General features: G+C 63.1%; 15 protein-coding genes and 1 pseudogene. 11 read left to right on the top strand and 5 right to left on the bottom strand.

Annotated elements, in window-relative coordinates:
- The first annotated feature begins 194 nt into the window (after positions 1-194).
- The 5 genes from NJU76_RS10150 to NJU76_RS10130 all read left to right on the top strand — a co-directional run bounded on the left by NJU76_RS10150 (position 195) and on the right by NJU76_RS10130 (position 4,551).
- Positions 195-539: a carboxymuconolactone decarboxylase family protein gene (locus NJU76_RS10150; RefSeq protein WP_254528127.1), complete on the top strand. Its 345-nt coding sequence runs from the start codon at positions 195-197 to the stop codon at positions 537-539.
- A 121-nt stretch (positions 540-660) separates the two neighbouring features.
- Complete coding sequence (gene trpC, locus NJU76_RS10145; RefSeq protein ID WP_254528125.1) at positions 661-1,461, top strand: indole-3-glycerol phosphate synthase; 801 nt, start codon at positions 661-663, stop codon at positions 1,459-1,461.
- Positions 1,462-1,486: 25 nt separating this feature from the next.
- Positions 1,487-2,857, top strand: a complete 1,371-nt coding sequence (trpB, locus tag NJU76_RS10140; protein ID WP_254528123.1) for a tryptophan synthase subunit beta — start codon at positions 1,487-1,489, stop codon at positions 2,855-2,857.
- Entirely contained in the window at positions 2,854-3,732 is an 879-nt protein-coding gene (gene trpA / locus NJU76_RS10135; RefSeq protein WP_254528121.1) for a tryptophan synthase subunit alpha, read from the top strand. Before trpB ends, trpA begins: the two co-directional genes overlap by 4 nt.
- A gap of 24 nt (positions 3,733-3,756) precedes the next feature.
- The gene (locus tag NJU76_RS10130; protein ID WP_254528119.1) at positions 3,757-4,551 is read left to right on the top strand and encodes a 2-amino-3,7-dideoxy-D-threo-hept-6-ulosonate synthase; all 795 of its coding nucleotides are present in this window, start codon (positions 3,757-3,759) and stop codon (positions 4,549-4,551) included.
- Between the two features lie 162 nt (positions 4,552-4,713).
- Here NJU76_RS10130 and NJU76_RS10125 read toward each other — a convergent pair.
- Positions 4,714-5,253, bottom strand: a pseudogene (locus NJU76_RS10125) (cation diffusion facilitator family transporter); the annotation flags it as partial.
- 185 nt (positions 5,254-5,438) lie between these two features.
- Between NJU76_RS10125 and NJU76_RS10120 the strand changes: the two are divergent.
- Both NJU76_RS10120 and NJU76_RS10115 read left to right on the top strand, forming a co-directional pair.
- Complete coding sequence (locus NJU76_RS10120; RefSeq protein ID WP_254528117.1) at positions 5,439-6,011, top strand: SprT-like domain-containing protein; 573 nt, start codon at positions 5,439-5,441, stop codon at positions 6,009-6,011.
- A gap of 259 nt (positions 6,012-6,270) precedes the next feature.
- Positions 6,271-6,819 carry a hypothetical protein gene (locus NJU76_RS10115; RefSeq protein ID WP_254528115.1) on the top strand — a complete coding sequence of 183 codons (549 nt, stop codon included), beginning with the start codon at positions 6,271-6,273 and terminating at the stop codon, positions 6,817-6,819.
- A 33-nt stretch (positions 6,820-6,852) separates the two neighbouring features.
- On the opposite strand, the gene NJU76_RS10110 is transcribed toward NJU76_RS10115, so the two are convergent.
- Positions 6,853-7,527: an HAD family hydrolase gene (locus NJU76_RS10110; protein ID WP_254528114.1), complete on the bottom strand. Its 675-nt coding sequence runs from the start codon at positions 7,525-7,527 to the stop codon at positions 6,853-6,855.
- 135 nt (positions 7,528-7,662) lie between these two features.
- Between NJU76_RS10110 and NJU76_RS10105 the strand changes: the two genes are divergently transcribed.
- The gene (locus tag NJU76_RS10105; RefSeq protein WP_254528112.1) at positions 7,663-8,535 is read left to right on the top strand and encodes an HFX_2341 family transcriptional regulator domain-containing protein; all 873 of its coding nucleotides are present in this window, start codon (positions 7,663-7,665) and stop codon (positions 8,533-8,535) included.
- Positions 8,536-8,564: 29 nt separating this feature from the next.
- On the opposite strand, the gene NJU76_RS10100 is transcribed toward NJU76_RS10105, so the two are convergent.
- Entirely contained in the window at positions 8,565-9,149 is a 585-nt protein-coding gene (locus NJU76_RS10100; RefSeq protein WP_254528111.1) for a hypothetical protein, read from the bottom strand.
- A gap of 227 nt (positions 9,150-9,376) precedes the next feature.
- Between NJU76_RS10100 and NJU76_RS10095 the strand changes: the two genes are divergently transcribed.
- The 3 genes from NJU76_RS10095 to NJU76_RS10085 all read left to right on the top strand — a co-directional run bounded on the left by NJU76_RS10095 (position 9,377) and on the right by NJU76_RS10085 (position 13,902).
- Positions 9,377-10,576, top strand: a complete 1,200-nt coding sequence (locus NJU76_RS10095; protein WP_254528109.1) for a 3-dehydroquinate synthase II — start codon at positions 9,377-9,379, stop codon at positions 10,574-10,576.
- A 504-nt stretch (positions 10,577-11,080) separates the two neighbouring features.
- Positions 11,081-12,193 (top strand): transposase, encoded by a 1,113-nt coding sequence (locus tag NJU76_RS10090; protein ID WP_254528107.1) that lies wholly within the window; start codon positions 11,081-11,083, stop codon positions 12,191-12,193.
- Positions 12,194-12,645: 452 nt separating this feature from the next.
- A complete protein-coding gene (locus NJU76_RS10085; protein ID WP_254528105.1) occupies positions 12,646-13,902 on the top strand; it encodes an NADH dehydrogenase subunit in 1,257 nt (418 codons plus the stop codon).
- Between the two features lie 124 nt (positions 13,903-14,026).
- On the opposite strand, the gene NJU76_RS10080 is transcribed toward NJU76_RS10085, so the two are convergent.
- Both NJU76_RS10080 and NJU76_RS10075 read right to left on the bottom strand, forming a co-directional pair.
- Positions 14,027-14,188, bottom strand: coding sequence for a DUF7331 family protein (locus NJU76_RS10080; RefSeq protein ID WP_254528103.1), 162 nt, complete (start codon positions 14,186-14,188; stop codon positions 14,027-14,029).
- Positions 14,189-14,367: 179 nt separating this feature from the next.
- On the bottom strand, positions 14,368-14,802 hold the full coding sequence (locus NJU76_RS10075; protein WP_254528101.1) for a zinc ribbon domain-containing protein: 435 nt from the start codon (positions 14,800-14,802) through the stop codon (positions 14,368-14,370).
- Between the last annotated feature and the right edge of the window lie 2 nt (positions 14,803-14,804).

Raw genomic sequence — 14,804 nt, 5'->3', positions numbered from 1 at the left:
GCCGTAGGAGACCCGGGCTTGAATAGGCGCCGGTCCCGGGTCTCGGTTCAGTGCGGTATGACCACCGACGACTGCCGTTCTCGGCGATCGGAATCCCGTCTGCAACACGTCACAAGTGTGGAATGCGCGACCCCTCACAGCGGTCCTGTTCCACCCCCATTGCGTTTAGTCCCCAGTCGTGGTTTTGCTAAACGATGTCCCGATCACAAGAACTAGACGATTTCAAGGAGACGCTCGGCGAACTGACGAGCGAGGCGCCGGAGCTGAAACGGTTCAGTGGGTTCGTCGAAACAGCGGAAATGACGACGACGCTCGATCACAAGACGAAAGAGTTGATGTCGCTCGCCATCGGCGTCGTCACTTGCTGTGACCACTGTATCCTCTGGCACACGGACGCGGCGCTCGAGGCCGGTGCGACCCACGACGAGATCGTCGACGCGCTGAAGATCGCCGTGGTGATGGGCGGTGGTCCCGCGATGACGTACGCAGTCGATGCCTACGACACGCTCCAGGCCCTCGAAGCCGAACGGAGCGACTAGCCAGCGAGGTCGCCGACAGACGACCGACCGTCCCGCCGAAACAGGACCGTCGGATGTCTCCCGTCTCCGCCATCACGATGACGCAAACCTTATGTACATATGAGTACGTCGATGTACAATAATGAACTCCGAAACGGAGCTTGCGCCCGCAGTGAAGTCGATCCTCGCGGCCGCTCGAGAGCGCTCCGGCGGCGACGGCGTCGTAGACGTCGACGCACGGTCGTTGCCCGACGCGCTGGCACGGGCGGAAGCGAACGGGCTTGTCCCGGTGATCGCGGAGGTGAAACTGACGAGTCCGACGGCCGACGGAACGCGAGCCGACGATCCCGTCGAACTGGCCGAAGCGATGGTCGAGGGCGGCGCGGCGGCGATTTCGGTTCTCACGGAGCCGACCCACTTCGGCGGCTCACCCGACGCGCTGACCCGCGTCCGGGAAGCCGTGAACGTCCCCGTCCTCCGCAAGGACTTCGTTCTGGACGAGGCCGGGATGGACGTCGTCGCGGCCGACCTGTTGCTCTTAATCGCGCGGTTCGTCGACGACCTGCCAGCGCTCGTGGCAGCCGCACGCGACCGCGGGTTCCAGCCGCTTGTCGAAGTACACGACCGGGACGAACTCGAGGCCGCGTTCGACGCGGACGCGGAGCTCGTTGGGGTGAACAACCGGGACCTGGCGAAACTCGAGGTCGACCTCGAAACCTTCGAGTCGGTAGCTCCCGCCGCTCCGGACGACGTGACGCTGATCGCCGAGAGCGGGGTGTCGTCGCCGGCGGACGTCCGCAGAATGCGCGAGGCCGGCGCCGACGCGTTGCTGGTCGGCAGCGCCATCATGGACCACAGTGCGGACGAGAGCGACGTGACCGAGAACACCCGGCGACTCACACAAGCGGAATCACCGGACGCAGCGGAAACCGAGTCGACATGAGCGCACACGACGGAGACACACAGACATGAACACAGACGAACGCGACGAGAGCGGATCACGTTCCGGGAGCACGGGAACGTTCGGTGACTACGGTGGTCAGTACGTTCCGGAGGCGCTGATGCCAGCCCTGCAGGAACTCGAAGCCGCCTACGAACGGTTCGTCCTCGAGAACGAGGACGGGTTCATGGACGAGTTCCGCGAGCGAATGCACGACTTCGGCGGCCGGCCGACGCCGCTACAGCGCGCCGACCGGCTGAGCGATCGCTACGACCGCGAAATCTATCTCAAGCGCGAAGACCTCGTCCACGGCGGTGCGCACAAACTGAACAACGCGCTCGGGCAAGTGCTGCTCGCGAAGTACATGGGCAAAGAGCGGATCATCGCCGAAACCGGTGCGGGTCAACACGGTACCGCGACGGCCATGGCCGCGGCCCACCTCGACATGCCCTGTGAAATATACATGGGCCGAACTGACGTCAATCGCCAGCGACCGAACGTCTATCGGATGCGGATGAACGGAGCCGAGGTAAATCCAGTCGATGCAGGCAGCGCAACCCTGAAAGAGGCCATCAACGAGACGATGCGAGACTGGGCGACCACCGTCGAACGAACCCACTACGTGATCGGCTCCGTCGTCGGCCCGCACCCCTTCCCGAAGATGGTCCGAGACTTCCAGTCCGTCATCGGCGAGGAGATCCGCGAGCAAATACAGGAGGAGGCGGGGCAGCTCCCCGACAGCGTCGTCGCCTGCGCCGGCGGCGGCTCGAACACGATGGGCACCTTTCACGCGTTCGTTCCTGACTGCGCGGGCCCACGGTTCGCTGACGACTCGAGCGGACGGCGTCCGCCAGACGAAGACGTTGCGCTGTACGCCGTCGAAGCCGGCGGCTCGAGCCTCTCGATCGACGAAAAGGCGGGTCTCGCGCCCAACTCTGCGACGCTCTCGACGGGCACCGACGGCGTCCTCCACGGTGCGATGACGAAGCTCCTCCAGAGCGGGGACGGCCAGATCGTGGAGTCACACAGCGTCAGCGCGGGGCTGGATTACGCCGGCGTCGGGCCCGAACTCTCGCACCTCGTCGAGACGGGCCGGGTAACTCCCGTGAGCGTCGAGGACGAGGACGCAGTCAACGGCTTCCACCGGCTCTCCCGCCTCGAGGGCATCATCCCGGCACTCGAGTCGAGTCACGCACTAGGCTATCTCGAGTGCGCGGCGGGGATCGCCACGGATACGTCGAGCGAGCGAAGCCCGCGAGACGAGGCGCACGAGGAACTCGGCGACCTCGTTGTCGTCACCGTCTCGGGACGCGGCGACAAGGACCTCGAGACGGTGCTCGAGGAGACCGAAAAACGCGATCTCGAGGCCGCACCCGACGTCGAGGTGTTCGACCGGTGACCGACGATTCGGTCGACTACGACAGCGACGTCGAAGCCGCGATCCGCGATAATCGTCCCGCACTGATCACCTACATCACGGCGGGCGATCCGACCCTCGAGGACACGACGGCGTACGTCGAGGCCCTCGACCGCGGCGGCTCCGATCTAATCGAACTCGGGCTCCCGTTTTCGGAACCGATCGCCGAAGGGCCGACGATCCAGGCGGCGATCAATCGCGCGCTCGAGGCCGGTACGACCCCCCAGGGCTTTTTCGAGTTGGTCGACGAACTCGAGACCGACGCACCGCTGCTGGTTATGACGTACTACAATATGATCCTGCAGTACGGTTCGGAGCCGGACGTTCGACCGTTCGTCGAGCGTGCCGCCGAAGTCGGACTCTCGGGGATTATCGTCCCCGACCTGCCCGCCGAGGAGGCGGACCCGCTGCGCGAGGCCTGCGACGACCGCGGGCTCGATCTCGTCTTCATCATCGCGCCGACGACCGAGGGCGAGCGCCTCGAGACCATCATGTCGCAGGTTTCGGGATTCGCGTACGTCCAGGCTCGTCTCGGGACGACCGGTGCGCGCGCGAACGTCTCGACGGCGACACACGACAGCCTCGCGCGGCTCTCGGGGTACGACGTCCCGAAGGCGGTCGGCTTCGGCGTGAGCAAAGGTGACCACGCCGCCGAAATCGTCGAGGCGGGCGCCGACGGCGTCATCGTCGGCAGCGCGCTCGTCGACATCATCGCGTCGAGCGACGACCCCGCCGGCGCGGTCGCCGAACTCGAGGCCACGGCGACGGAACTCAAACACGGCGCTTGCCGCGGCGCAGTCGACGACACCGAGGCCGACGCCGACGCTGAAGATGCACCGGAACCAGAACAGCCATAACTGCAAGCTTGCTACACTCCCGCAATGACCACCGGAATTGACGCACGACTCGAGCGACTCGGGACAGACGGATCGTACGTGATCGTCCCAATGGACCACGGCATCACGATGGGTGCCGTCCAGGGGCTGAAAGACATCGAATCGACCATCGACGACGTCACTAGCGGCGGCGCGGACGCAGTCCTCACGCAGAAAGGGATCGCACCACGCGTCCACGACAACAAAAACGGTAAGGGCTACATCGTCCATCTCAACGGCTCGACGACGATTGGCCCCGACGAGAACGACAAGCGAGTGACCGGCACCGTCGAAGAGGCGATTCGGGTCGGCGCCGACGCGGTCTCGTTCCACATCAACGTCGGTTCGGATCACGAACCCGATCAGCTCACCCAACTTTCGGAGGTTACGGAAACGGCCGAGCGATTCGGGATGCCGGTGCTGGCGATGGCCTACGCCCGCGGGCCCGGCATCGATCCCGAGGATCCCGAGGCGCTCGGCCACGCGGTCCGACTCGCCGAAGAACTGGGCGCGGACATCGTCAAAACGGGCTACAGCGGCGACGCCGAAAGTTTCCGGCACGTCGTCGAGTCGACTCGGCTCCCGGTGGTCATCGCCGGCGGTTCGAAGGGATCCGATCGGCAGACGATCGAGATGGTCCGCGGCGTGATGGATGCCGGCGGCGCCGGTGTCTCGATGGGGCGATCCATCTTCCAGCACGAAGACCCCGAAGCCATCGCGCGAGCGGTCGCCGGTGTCGTCCACCACGACCTGTCGGCCGACGAGACGCTCGCCGAGGCGGGGTTGGCGCTCGAGGTCTGATACGGACTACTGTGCGTCATTGCCGGTGCAACCGCGACCGTCCTGCGGATGCACCGGTATATCGGTACAGCAGGCCGTTGAGGATACTGCTCGGAACTGCTCGTTCGTTTTCTCGGTTCGATCGCCGCCAGGTGGACGTCTGGTGCGGTCGCTGTGCGACCGTTAGTGACAGTGTGTATCGAGATGCACGTCGCGGTCGGCGTACTGGGGACACAGTTCGACGGACGCGTGATCGATGCCCTCGTGGGCGAGTTCGTCGTGAACGCGGCGAACGATCGACTCGGCTTCGGCCATCGTCTCGACGTCCGTTTCGACGTGAACTGTCGCGACCGTGATCTGACTACAGATCTGCCACGCGTGGAAGTCGTCGATCCGGTCGACGTCGTCTATGTCGTCGAGGATCGAACGAATTTCGTCGCTCTCGAGCGGGGTCTTGAGGAAAAATATCTCGCCGCTGCCGCGCAACACGGTCATCGCCGACCAGGTAACGACGGCGGCGATGAGCGCCGCGGCGATCGGATCGATCACGCGGATGCCGGTCACTTCGATGGCGAGGACGGAGACGATGACGGCCACCGAGCCGCCGGCGTCGCCGAGCAGATGGTAGAACGCACCCTTCTCGTTGAGACTCATCGCGTCGCCGTGGAGGACGTAGACCGAGACGACGTTGACGACGAGCCCGCCCGTCGCGATGCTCGTTGTGACTCATCGTAGGTCGAACTCAGGCCAGTTCATTTATTAAATTGGCTGCTATTAGACGGAGTGTAAACTAGCAACCTTAACAAGAAATTGCCTCTGAGTTATTATTACCGTGGTTCCGGGCCGTCGAACACCCCAACGCTCCGTCCACCGGAAGAATTTCAGGCGCGGTCTTCCTTCTCGAGTCTGTGACCGACGGCGAGGAGCACACGCTCGAGGACGAGATAGTCGCTCGCGCGCGGATTCATGCCCGCGACGTCATCGACGAGAACGGGCTGGCGGTGGATCTCGCGGCCCTCGAGTGGGACGTGTCCGCGCGAGCACGTCGGCGAGCGGGAGCGTGTCGGTGGCACGCGAACCGTGGCGTGGCGACAATCGTACTCGCCCGCCGGGCATACGAACGGTACGAGTGGCCCACCTTCGCCGGTATCGTCCGACACGAACTCGTCCACGCCTGGGAGTTCCAGCAGTTCGGCGAGTCCGGCCACGGCGACCGGTTTCACGAACAGGCTACCGCGCTCGAGGCGCCCCGCTACTGCGAGGCGTTTACGGAGCCCCGGTACGTCTTCCAGTGTCTCACTGCCGACTGCGACTGGCGCGCGAAGCGCTATCGAGCGTCGAAGCCGGTCACGTCGCCCGACCAGTACTGCTGTGGGGTCTGTGGCGGATCATACGAGGTCGAACACGTCGAAAGCGGCCGGACGTGGACGACTGCGAGCGGGTACGGCGGCGCGAAAGCGGCGCTCGGCGAAGACTGGTAGCGAGAGGGGATCGCGATCGACGGTCGAACGCAGCCGCCTAATCGCGAACTCCTGCCGAGGATCTGTCGGTCTCGACGGACGTTCCGTTCGAACGGCATTCGGTCTCTGCGGTAGTCTGTTCGGGCGACTGGACGCCGTCCGATCACCTGGTCGATCGGCAACGCAACGACGGCGTCGAGGCGTCCAGCGCGCGGTCGTCGATGGTTCGTTTCGAGTCGACCGCGGAACACTTATTCGGCTCACTCTACCTGTTTCACATATGGGACTACTCGAGTTGATGCTGGGGAAATCAGGCCCCGGCGAACAGGGCGTCGCGGCGAAGTCGTACACGCTGCCGAAGGAGACGCACGACTTCGTCTACCCCATCGCAGTTCGCCGCGAAGAGGTCGAAGCGTTCGCGGACTTGCTCGAGGCCGAAGCCGAGGCGCCGGCGCTCGACGTCGAGACCGACGACCTGGAGGCGGCCATCGGCGGCATCGCGGACGGCCAGGCGTCCGAAATCGATACCGAGGCGCTTGCCGAACGACTGCAACGGCCCCGGCGCGCGAGCGAACCGGTGATCGAAACCTGGCGCGAGAGCTTCGATCGTGACATCGGCGTGGTCTACGCCCGCTCGGAGACCTACAGTAAACTCGTCGCGTTCGTCAAGCGCTGCAAACAACGCGACGAAGCCGACGACGACCCGTTCGAACTTCCAGAGAACTTCTCGGCGGCCGCCGCGCTGCTCAAGCGACTCGAGGAGGGGACCGAGAGTCAGTACCGCGCCGTGGTTCACACGGACCTGTTGCCAGACGAACAGCGTGCGTGAACGACTTCATCGTCGAAAGCGACTACACGTCGCTCAGACGATCGTCTCGAACGACTCGAGCGACGCGAGTTCGTAGGTCGGTTCGTGGTCGCGGGGGCCGTCGTCGCGACCGGGGTCGAGCCAGGCCGAATCGATCCCCATCGCGTTGGCGCCCGCGACATCGGCGTGTAAGGAGTCGCCGACGTGGATCGCTGCATCAGGTGCGACCTCGAGTTCGGCGAGTGCGCGTTCGAAGGGGGCCGCGCTGGGTTTCGGGTGAATGCCGGCGCTCGGTTCGGTGAAGACTCGCACGTCGAAGGCGTCCTCGATACCCAGCGACCGAAGTTTCTCCGTTTGGGTCGTCCGCCCGCCGTTCGTTATGAGGCCGACCCGGCCTCGATCGCTGGCGTGTTCGAGCGCGGCCCGGGCGCCGGGTCGGAACTGTACGGCGGTCGGATCCCGACGGTCGAGATACTCAGTCGTCAGCGTCGGTGCGACGGACGTATCGACGCCGGCCCGTCGTGCGACTTCGGTAAAAAGCGTGTCGTAGAACTCACGATCCGTTCCGGTACTCGGCAGGTCGGGCACGGCGGCTCGAAGCTCCGCAGGCGTACAGAACTGTTCGCAGTCAGCGCCATCGAACGTCGACTCGAGCACCGCAACCGCGTCCTGGGTCGATTCGCAGAGAGTCCGGTCGAGATCGAAACAGATCGCGTCGTAGACGGCCATCTGTCACGTCGTAGGGGTTCAGGTCTTCTCAACGTTTCGCCGATGGCGGGATTCCCGGTTCGGTCGCCCGGGAACTGGCTCGATCCCCGCCGTGGAATCCACAGCAGTTATTTTCACCGACACACCTCTCGGGGTATGGACGTCGTGAAGCGAGTCCACGTCGTCCCGCTTGGCTACGAGTACGAGCGGATCGTAGAGCCGATCCGTGACCAGCGGGCCGACCTGGTCTACCTCCTCGAGGACGACAGCACCGCCGGTCACAGACACCCGGACGGGGACACGCGACCAGCGGATGACGACGGGTACATCGAGCGAAACGCTACAGCGCCGGCAGACTATCACGACGAGTTACGCGACGAACTCGGAACGATCGTTCCCGAGGTCCGAACCTGGGAGTGCGATCTGACGGACGTCTACGCGGTCCTCGGTGACGTAACGACAATCGCGGACATCCACGCCGACGACCAGGTGTACGTAAACGTCTCGGGGGCCGGCACGATTCCGGCGATCGGCGCAACGATCGCCTGCATGGACGTCTCGACCGACGCCCACGCCTACTACGTCGAACCGTCGGAGTACGCCCACGACGGGACGACCGAACCGATCTCCTTCGGCGTCGACGAGATAGAGCAGGTTCCGACCTATCCCATCGAATCGCCGACGCGCGATCAGGTCGCGATCATGGAGTTCCTGTCCGAGCCCGGCGCGTGGGAGGGATTCCACGCCGACCGGACGTCGCCGCCGAAGAAGAAAGACCTCATCGAGTACGCCCGGGATACCGATCTCTCCTTCATGGCTGATCGGCGCTCGCCCGACGAACGCAGCGCCGAAGACAAGGGCGCGTTTCGCGTCCTCGATACGCACGTCCTGGAGCCGCTCGCCGAGGACGGCTACGTCACGATCGAGTCGGTCGGCCGGCGCCGGGTCGTCGAGTTGACCGAGCGGGGCGAAAACGCCTATCGAGCGTTTCGACACAAACTCATGGACGACGCTGGCGAGTTGCGCTAAGCGGCGAATCGCCGTGACGGGCACCCGGCTCAGTCCGCGTCGGAAACGAGCGTGAACAGCGTCGTCCCGAGGCGGGCCAACATGAGGTCGGCCTCGAGTCTGTCGATGTGATCGCGAAGTGCCGCCGCAGACAGCTCCGGGAATTCGCGGTCCGTACGGGAGTCGAGATGGCTGCTCGCACGAGCGAGCAGGAAGGGCGCGGCGTCAGCGAGGTGCGAACCCGGAAGCTGCGGGCCAGCGCCGCGGTCGCACTCGACCGCGGTGAGGACTTCCTGTGCCACGATCAGCCGCCGTCGAAGCGAACGGATATCGTCGGTATCGGCGGGCGAACTCAGCCGGCCCGCCAACACGTCATCCGCTGCGACGACGAGATCCGGATCGACGGCGAACTCGGCCGCGAACTGCTCGCGAGCAGGTTCGCCGACGCCGGTGCGACGACACGCGAGGCGGATGGCACCCAGAACGGCCGCGTCGAGACCTAACTTTCCGATTACCTCCTCGCCCGCGTGATCGAACGCCGCTCGAGCGACGTCCGTTACGGAAGTCACCTCCAGACCGTGGGCGGCACGATCGATCGTCAGTTCGGCCGTCGTCTCGAGGTGGCGCTGGCCCATACTGGATCGATCGAACGGGCATATGTTATCTATTTATGAGAAAGTATCAGTACTATCGTTACTATCGGGACTATTGTTACTACCGTGAGTATGGCGAGTGACGAACCGAACGGTACTGCGCGAGTTGATTCGGCGGTCGTCGATACCGTCGGCCGCGACACGCGACGCCGCCCGGCGATGCCGTCCGATCCGCCACGTTCAAGCCGATTCCCTCCGACGGACGATTTATGACGCGAAGTGTCTGGGTGAAAGCCGACGACGCAATCGGCGATTGGGACGACCGCAGGGCGCGGATCACCGCCGCGCTCGAATCGGGTGTAGACTGGGTGCTGGTCGACGAGAACGACGTGGAACGCGTCCGCGAACTCGGCGATATCAACGTCGCCGCGTACCGTACCGACGGGGACGTGACCCTGGTCGACGACATCGACGACGCAGAAGCGGACAGCAACGACGACGGGCCGGTTGCACAAGCCGACGCGGTCATCGTTGGAAAAGGCGGTGAAGGCGACGCGACGATCGACCTTCCGGAAGATTTCTCTGGCTCCGCCGACCTCTCGACGCTTCGCCGCGACGGCGACTTCGATCGAGGCGCGTACGTCCGCATCCTCGGCAAGGAGTACGAGCGCTTCGCGGAGACCGCGGCCGAGGAGGCCGATCACACGGTCGTCGTTGGCGAAGACTGGACGATCATACCACTCGAGAATCTGATCGCGCGCATCGGCGAGGAAACCGACCTGGTCGCAGGCGTGACAAGCGCCGAGGAGGCCAAGACGGCCTTCGAAACGCTCGAGATCGGAGCCGATTCCGTCCTGCTAGATTCGGACGACCCGGACGAGATCCGGAAGACGGTCGAGGTCCGCGACGAGGCCGAGCGCGAGCGCCTCGATCTCGAATACGCCGAAGTCGTAGCCGTCGAACAGGCCGGCAGCGCTGATCGGGTCTGTGTCGACACCGGGAACCTGCTCGAACACGAGGAGGGGATGCTCGTCGGCTCGATGAGTCGCGGACTGGTCTTCGTCCACGCTGAGACCGCCGAATCGCCGTACGTCGCCTCGCGTCCGTTCCGGGTTAACGCGGGCGCGGTCCACGCCTATGTCCGCACGCCCGACGGTGGCACGAAATACCTCGCGGAACTCCAGAGCGGCGACACCGTCCAGATCGTCGGTCTCGAGGGGAGCACCCGCGAAGCGATCGTCGGCCGTGTCAAGATCGAGAAGCGGCCGATGTTCCGGATCGCCCTCGAGACCGAGAGCGGCGATCGAATCGAGACGCTCCTCCAGAACGCGGAGACGATCAAGGTAGCCGCCGCGAAGGGACGGACGGCGGTGACCGACTTAGAGGCCGGTGACGAGATCCTGATCTACTACGAGGACACGGCTCGCCACTTCGGCGAGGCCGTCGAGGAGAGCATCATCGAGAAGTGACATCCTCCTATGACCGAAGTCATGGGCTTCCCACGCCGTACCGCACCGCGCTGGATTGGGTGTTTGCAGGTTTGCGGGCCACCGTCGCGGGCGGGGTTGGAATCCCCGCCCGCGACCCATGTAGCGAGGGATGGGGCGCTGGCGGTGCCACGCCGCCGGTACTCCTATCCTCACTCTGTTCGGACCCGACGTTTTGGTTCCGCCGGAACCAAAACGGGGCGTCAACGGACTCGGAGTTACGTGTCTCGCGTGCTGAAGCCCGACGCTTGGTTTTTGTTCCCACGAAGGGCACGTCCCGTTTCCGGGATGGGCGGACACTCGAACCGCCAGTTTCGGGCCATCGGTTGCCGAAGGGGTCGTAACCTTCGGACCGACACGACAAGCGACGCGGGCACCACTCAAAAGCGTTGCCTGCAGGATGTGTACAGCGCAAAACCCACGACTTCACAGTAGGTGCCGAAGTAGCTAAGTCGTCGTTTTCGTCGTCGGTGACGAATCAACAGTATGATCCATGCGACCGAGGCAAAACACCTATCTCGTGCAGCTACCTCTCTGTTGTTCACGCGGCTCGATTTTGCGACGAAATCGAACGGGCAGTATTCGAGCGAGGACTTTGAGAAAGTCCTCGCTCGAAGTGCCTTCGACGGCGAGTTTGTCCATACGACCGCGAAAGAACTGCAGCTCGCTCGAGGAGAAGACATTGACCTTCAGCAACGGAGTCCGCTCGCGAAATCGCTTCTCTACCATCTTCGTGGACTAAGCCCGGACGCCATCGGCGCCCAGTTCGATGGCGTCCGGGCAGCCACGTTCGCTCACGCCCGCCAGCAGCGGGCGTTCGCTCGTCCTGTCGACGTCGCGCTCGATATTCACGAGTGGCTCTACTACGGCTCGGCCGAGACACCGCACGTCTGTGCGATCAATCCAGACCGTGGAACGAACCTTGCCTACGCATTTGTGACGCTCTGTGTCGTCGATCCAGCGGTTCGGCTGACACTGGCGTGGGAATCGATCGAGGCGGATGACTCCCGCACGCTGCGGGAGTCCATCCGCCGACTCATCGAGATCGCTCGCCAGTTCGTCCAGATCAACCGCGTCTACTGCGACAGGAGTTTCTACCGGGTTTCACTTGTTCAAACATTGGCTGATCTGGACGTCAGGTTCGTCGTACGCGCGCCGAAGACACCGGGCGTCAAGCGCGTGCTTGACGCCCATGACGAGGAGACATTCGTCACCAACTACGAGATGGTCCGGAAACAACCACCGACGGGACGAATATCGGTAACACTCGTCGTCGTCCCGCACCGAACGCGGGACGACGACTCGTTCTGTCTGGTAACGAACTGTGACGTCTCGGTGGAGTTCGCCGAACCGTTTGCGGAAGCGTACCGCCGTCGCTGGGGGATAGAGACGTCCTATCGGAAGATCGGAGAGTTTCTCCCGCGAACGTCGTCGCCGACGTTCGCGGTGCGACTGTTCGAGTTTCTGTTCGCTGTGGCGTTGTACAATCTTTGGATTCTGGTGTGTCTGGTTCTCGTTGAGCAGCGAGTATTGACCGACCGGCCGGCAGTCTCGACAGCCCTGTTTCGGCTATTTGTATTGTCTCTTCCAGACAGTTAGCAGAGAGTGCGGCGGCTGACCCGGGCCGACCCGGGTCAGCACGCTGCTGCCGACTGGCAAGGCTACATTCATTCCCTTCTGCGGTCAATTGATTGTCTGATGAATGTGTTTGCTCAAGGAGTGAACACTAGTTGACTGGTTAATCTTGACCCTGCGGTCGAGAACTGGACGCATCTGTTTGGAGGTTCGGCACCTACTGTTCAGTCGTGGGTTTTGCGCCTGTTCAGCACTATAACGGCTTTCACCCACCCCTCTCACATCCTACATAGTTAATTGGTAACATACACCACAACAGTCGTCGGACACGGTCAGAAAACAACTATTTTTCAACACATCAGTGAATTATCTCCAATTGTTACATCAATTCGGATGCTAACATTCAATTATTCTATTAATTTAGGGAAACATTGTCACCAACCTATAGTGGTCGCCGCGGATCTACTAGCCGGACTATGAGCGTCACTCGAGAGAAAGTGAGAGCGGTTGAACCGCCCGAGTTCGCGGTGACGCTGCGCAATGCTGGCCTGGCAGGGGCAGGCGGTGCCGGTTTTCCGACGTACGCCAAGTGGGAACGACTCGAGGAAGTCGATTCGTTGCTCGTCAACCACCAGGAGAGCGAACCGAATTACTACATGGACAAGTGGCTGGGCCGTGAACGAACCGACGAACTGTCGTCCCTGTTCGACGGACTGCTCGACCACGCGTTCGATCGAATCGTTATCAGTGCAAAGCAGGCCGACCGAGACGAGTGGCTGGGCGAACTCGAGGCGGCGACCGACGCAACGATCTACGAACCGGCTGACCTCCCGATCGACGGCGACGAAACCGGTATCACAATCGCCTACACGGCGGACAAGTACGAGTTCGGGATGGAAAGTGTACTGATGCGGATTGTCGCGGACACCGTCATGCAAGGCGAGAAGTTACCGATGGATTACGGCTGGATCGTCCAGAATACGGAGACGCTTTTCAACGTCTATCGTGCGCTCGTCGAGGGTGAGCCAACGACCGAGAAGTTCATTCACGTCGATGGCCGGGTCCCGGACCACCGGTTCCTCAGAGTACCAGTCGGCACGCCTGCAACGGCACTCCTCGAGGCCGCGGGTCGATCGACAGACCTCGAAGAGAACGAGATCATCCTTGACGGCGGCCCGGGGTGGTGTTTCGAAATCGAACAGTCCCCGGAGAAGTTCGGTGTCCGCAAGCGAACGAACTGTCTGCTCGTAATCGAGGAGTCAGTCGTCGCGGAGAATCGCCTCGGAAGTGGCGGTCGGGTCAACGTTCTCGCGACGGCGGCCTGGAAGCAGTCGAGCCACGAAACGGAACTAACGGAGACGCTCTCGCCGGACAGGGTCGAGGTTCCGTTGATCACGAATCCCGACTTCGAAGGCGTGGTTACCCCGAGCGAACCGATCGTCCAGGCCGCAGACGAGGTACAGGCGGATGAGATGATTGCACAACCGGCTGACGGTATCAGCGTGGCCCAACACGCGCCCATCGACGGAACGGTTACCGATGTTTCCACGGAGTCCATCACGATCGAACGGGCTGACGCTGAAACCACGTCCGCAGGGGGTACACACACCATGGAAGAAGCTGGCCCGCACTGGATCTACTGGACGTGGTGTTCTGAGTGCGGCCGGTACTACCCGCAACCGCAGCTCGAAACCGATCGCGCCTCCGAATTCGTCTGTCGCCGTTGCCGCTGACAGCGCCCGTCGCCGTCACGTTCCGATCACCGATGGTGAGGTCGGGAAGGGCGATGCAGACCGGATCGATATCCAGTTTCGTCATCGGAGCGAATCAGGTTCGATTCGTCGGGTGGCTCCCAGCCTATCGGACACACGGCCGCATATCCGTCGACCGAATCCACGCGGACGGATTCTGCCGGTCGGTGATGATCGTCCCGTCGCCGTCCGCGTAGCTCACATACTGATCGATGTCGAAATCGGCCGTGACGTCCCGTTCGTCGCGTTGTTTTCCGTTCGTTCGCATTCAGATCACTCCCGCCGAATGCATCTGCAGTCGACGAGGTGCGCCTCGGTATCCGACGAGACAGCAAAAGGGCACCGACGATACACTACTAGTGTGGTTATATCACGAGTCGTTCTCGCGATACTGGACGGGCGGGGCCGACGACGGGCTAGATCCGAACGGCGACCGCTTCCGTGCGTTCACGAGCGACCCGGCTCTTCGTCGGACGTCTTCGGCTCGAGTCGCGTCGTACACCAGTGACAGAATTCGAGGTCCTCGTCGACTTCCTTTCCGCACTCGGGACAGGTCACCCCCTCCGCGTCGCCATTCTCGCCGGGTCGGGAGAGCACACGAAAAGTCGCGTCGATCGCGGCGAACAGGGCGATAAACGAGAGGAGAAACTGAGCCATCGCGTCGGTCTCTTCGGCCATAATCGTCGCCTGCTCGAAGACCTCGTTCGGACTCGTTATCGGGCCGGTGGCCGCGATCTGCTCGGTCGGGAGAAAGAGAGCGCTTGCCGAGAGAAAGATGCCGGCGAAGATAGCGGCACGGAGCCAGTCGCGGACGAGGACGTGGCCTGCGCCAGGCATGATAACCGAGAGGCCGGCAGCGAGGAGCGCGCGGAGCCATGTCATTG

This window comes from Natrinema gelatinilyticum, from assembly GCF_024266705.1.
In the GTDB taxonomy this organism is placed as follows: Archaea; Halobacteriota; Halobacteria; order Halobacteriales; family Natrialbaceae; genus Natrinema; species Natrinema gelatinilyticum.
The sequence above is the reverse complement of the archived record's forward strand: the minus strand, read 5'-3'. Positions and strand labels throughout refer to the sequence as shown.